Source organism: Desulfonatronospira sp. (assembly GCA_003563255.1).
In the GTDB taxonomy this organism is placed as follows: domain Bacteria; phylum Desulfobacterota; class Desulfovibrionia; order Desulfovibrionales; family Desulfonatronovibrionaceae; genus Desulfonatronospira.
On the sequence record PWSL01000105.1, the window covers coordinates 1 to 3,817 of the forward strand.

General features: G+C 50.5%; 4 protein-coding genes and 1 pseudogene. All 5 read left to right on the forward strand.

What is annotated here, in order from left to right; all coding sequences use genetic code 11:
* Positions 1 to 179: 179 nt before the first annotated feature.
* A pseudogene (gene pilM / locus QZP87_RS03080) lies at positions 180 to 1,228 on the forward strand (type IV pilus assembly protein PilM).
* A gap of 3 nt (positions 1,229 to 1,231) precedes the next feature.
* Positions 1,232 to 1,819, forward strand: coding sequence for a PilN domain-containing protein (locus tag QZP87_RS03085; protein ID WP_291321449.1), 588 nt, complete (start codon positions 1,232 to 1,234; stop codon positions 1,817 to 1,819).
* Positions 1,820 to 1,823: 4 nt separating this feature from the next.
* Positions 1,824 to 2,441, forward strand: a complete 618-nt coding sequence (gene pilO, locus QZP87_RS03090) for a type 4a pilus biogenesis protein PilO (RefSeq protein ID WP_291321450.1) — start codon at positions 1,824 to 1,826, stop codon at positions 2,439 to 2,441.
* 2 nt (positions 2,442 to 2,443) lie between these two features.
* Positions 2,444 to 2,947 carry a pilus assembly protein PilP gene (locus tag QZP87_RS03095; RefSeq protein WP_291321451.1) on the forward strand — a complete coding sequence of 168 codons (504 nt, stop codon included), beginning with the start codon at positions 2,444 to 2,446 and terminating at the stop codon, positions 2,945 to 2,947.
* Positions 2,944 to 3,817 (forward strand): secretin and TonB N-terminal domain-containing protein (locus QZP87_RS03100; protein ID WP_291321452.1); only part of this gene is annotated, 874 nt, incomplete at its 3' end. The genes QZP87_RS03095 and QZP87_RS03100, both read left to right, overlap by 4 nt.

Here is a 3,817-nt window from a genome sequence, read left to right on the forward strand (position 1 = left end):
CCCGCAACACCTTTCCTGCACAATTAAAATATGACAAACGCTAAGTTGTGTGAACCTTCAAAGATAGTACTTAGCGGGGACAGTCCCCAGACCTTGTGCCAGGAACTACAACTGAGTGCCCTCTGAATGGTTACGAATAATTTATCAGCTGTGCCGCAAATGAGTTAACCAGTATCATTATGTTCAACTTTCTCCAGACAAGAAATCCCGCCTGCAGCCTGGATCTGGGCAGCACATGGGCCAAAACCGTCAGTCTGGCCCGGAAAGGCAAAAGCCCCCAGCTTGAAAGGGTTGCCAGGGTTGCCTGGTCCGAGTCAGAACATAAGGATCATGATGCAAAAGGTGCAAGAATAAGCAAGGCATGGTCAAAACTGGGCCTGAAGGACAAATCCGTGATATCCTCACTTGCAGGACATTCGGTAATAGTTAAAAGAATTTTTGTTGAAAGGTCCTCACCTGAAGAGATCCAGGACAAAATCAGCCAAGAAGCCGGGCAGTATATCCCCTTCGACATAAACGACGTTTATCTGGACTACCACCTCCTTGAACCGGAACCGGAAAACGAAAGCCAGGAAGTCATTCTTGTGGCCACGAAAAAAAAGTGGTCCAGGAATTAAAACAGGTAATGGATAAATCCGGTCTTAATCTGAGCTTAGTGGATGTGGATGCCTTTGCTCTGAGTAACTGCTTCGAATTCAATTATCCTGAACTCGCCTCCCAGCCTGCCTATCTTCTGGATATCGGCGGGCTGCAAAGCATTTTTGCCGTGTTCTGGAAAAACCAGCCCCTTTTTTTTCGAGAGATGTCCTTTGGAGGCAAGCAACTCACTGATGCCATTGCTGCAGCCCTTGAGGTGGACACTGCAAAGGCAGAAGAACAGAAAATGCAGGGCCCAGCCGCGCTGGACATGGGGGACAAAAAGCGCATCAGCCTGGAATGTACTAAAGTCCTGAATTCCTGGGCCTCTGAAATAAAGAGGCTGGTAAGTTTTTACCAGACTTCAATACCTGCAGTAAAACAGGCTGAACATCTTTTTCTTTCTGGCGGCGGCAGCCTTTTCCAGGGGATCGGCAACATTCTGGAGGAAGATTTGAAGATAAGTACGCGACACATGGACCCCTGGAAAAAAGTGGAGGTAAAGGCCAACGATTTTGACCCCAAGTACCTGGAAGCCATCAAACCCCAGTTTTCAGTGCCCACTGGCCTTGCCTTGAGAGGATTCATCTAAACCATGATCAAAATCAACCTGCTGCCGCATTCCAGGAGATACAGAGTATCGCAGACTGAAAAACAGCTTGTGCTGGCCCTGGCCCTTCTCTTAATCCTGGGTATTCTTTGCACAGGCATGATAGTCTGGACCGGCACCCACGTATCCAGTCTGGAGGACAGGGTGACCCAAAAAGAAGATCAAAGGCATGAGCTTTTACAGAAAGTCGGACACATCAACCGCATCAAAGAACAGATGGAACAGATGCAGTCCAATATTCAAGCCATCAGGGAAATACGAAGCATTCAACACCTGCCTGTGCGCTATATAGAGGCCCTTGTCAGGAGTCTCCCGGAACAGAGGGTCTGGTTTGAATCCCTGGACCTGGACGGAAACGGTATGCTGGAAATCCGGGGGGTGGTAATGGACAACCAGGTTTTTGCCCAATACGTGGACGAATTGAGGCGCTCACCTTATGTACACTCCGTCAACACCAGGAGGACATCCAGAAGACAAGTCCAGGACCTGGACCTGGTGGAATTCGACTTCCGGGTACAGGCAGGAGAACCTATCCCTGACAAGCTGACCCTTAAGACTGAGGATGATCAGTAAAATCATGAAAATCAGCAGACAGCAAATAATCAGCGCGGTGGAATCCGTGAGCATGGGCCGCAGGCTCCTTATCCTGGCTCTTCTGATTATTATTATCGGGGGAGGTTCATGGCATTTTTTCATTGGCCCCCAAATGCAGCGCATAAGCGAATTGGAATCCGAACTGGAATCACTGGAAATTGACATTCTGACTTATTCCAGACAGGCAGAGGACCTGGAACAGAAGGAAGAGGAAGCCCGCCGCATAGAGCATGAGCTGGAGCTGGCCAGGACCCTTTTGCCTGCAGATACGCATGCCCTGGAAAGACTGCTGGCTTCATTCGAACGTCTGGGCAATGAAAAAGGGGTCCGCTTTCTTCTTTTTCAGCCTGGAAGCGAAGAGGAGCATGATTACTTTGCAAGTCGTAGCGTCCAGTTACGCCTGGAAGGACGCTTTCACGATCTCATGAGTTATTTTGATGCCCTTGCTGGACTGGACCGGCTGGTCAGCCTTGAAAGCCTGCGCCTGCGCCCCGTGGATCAGCAGCAGTTTTCCAGGCACAGAACACTGACTGCCGAATCCAGGCTCCGGGTCTACAGGGCCTTGACGTTGGATGAACAGGAACCCCGGGAGGACCAGTAGCCGTGTTTAACCTCAATGTCCTGTCAAAGCCGCTTTTACTGTTTTTTTTCATGTCTGTTGCATGGGTAACGCCTGGTGCTGCAGCCGATGATTCTGTAAGCCCCCTTCCTGAACCTGAATGGATGCAGGTTGATTATCCAGAATATGATCCCCAGGGCCTGCAGGACCCCTTTGTACCATTTGTCATGCCGGAGGAGCCTGTCGACAGCGTTCCCAGCCTGGAACGTCTCAGACCTTTGACCCCTTTGGAGCGCGTTGAACTGGGGCAACTGAAGCTGGTAGGCGTCATGCAGGCTCCCGGCCGGGCCCAGGAAATCATGGCCATGGTGGAAATGCCTGACGGCAAGGGCTTTGTGCTGCACAAGGGCACCAGGCTGGGTTCCAATCAGGGTGAAGTGGTGGAAATACACCAGGACAGGGTAGTGGTCAGGGAATATATTCAAGGGCCATATGGGCTTGAAAAAACCCGCAGTATTCTGAGGCTACGTTCGGGAGTCAATGGATGAAGGTGAATCTCACAGCCCTGTTGTTAACATTGCTTCTGATTTTTCTGGGGGCCTATCCAGGCACCGTATTCTGCCGGGATATATCTTCAGCCCGGCAATCCCCGGGCTCTGAGGGGCAGGGATATTTAGAGGAAATTGACTTCTGGATGGACCAGCATGATGCCCTGCATGTTCAGCTTTTGGGCCAGGGGCCTTTTGATCCCTCAGTGAAAAGCAGGGACAGCGGGAGGATGCATACCCTGCTGCCTGAAGTATCAACTGCACCCGGCCTGGTCAGACTCTATCGCCTGGATGAACTGAATTCCCCTCTGAAGTCTGTATTGCTCAGAAATACTGATGATGGAACCCTGCTTACCTGGGTATGGTCCCGTGAACCCGTAGTGCATGTAAAAAATACACATGAGGAATTGACATTCAGGTTTACCGATAATTCCGGCGAAGTACCTGATGGCTCCTCCCGGACCCTCCTATCCCCTAGTACACAGGAAATGGGGCAGCCGGACCAGCAAGGACCGCTTGCCAGGGAGCAGCAGAAGTATTCCGGGGATCCTATTTCCATTGACCTTCAAAATGCTGAAATAGAGCACGTACTGCGTCTGATTACCCATCACACAGAGTACAACATGGTGTTAGATGAAGATGTGCGAGGAAAGATATCGCTGAGATTGCATGACGTCCCCTGGGATCAGGCCCTGGTCATAGTACTTGACCAAAAAGACCTGGGCAGGGAGATTATTGATAATATTATTCGGGTTACAACTGCTGAAAAGCTTCAGGCCCAAAGGCAGCGGGCCCTGGAAGAACGTGAAAGCCTCAGAGCTCTGGAACCGGTTTTACAGGAGTATTTTCAGATCAACTATGCCAAAGCCA

Bases quoted from the DNA above. Each gene is read 5' to 3' on its own strand.
- QZP87_RS03085 (WP_291321449.1), top strand. From the start codon at position 1,232: ATGATCAAAATCAACCTGCTGCCGCATTCCAGGAGATACAGAGTATCG.
- pilO (WP_291321450.1), top strand. From the start codon at position 1,824: ATGAAAATCAGCAGACAGCAAATAATCAGCGCGGTGGAATCCGTGAGC.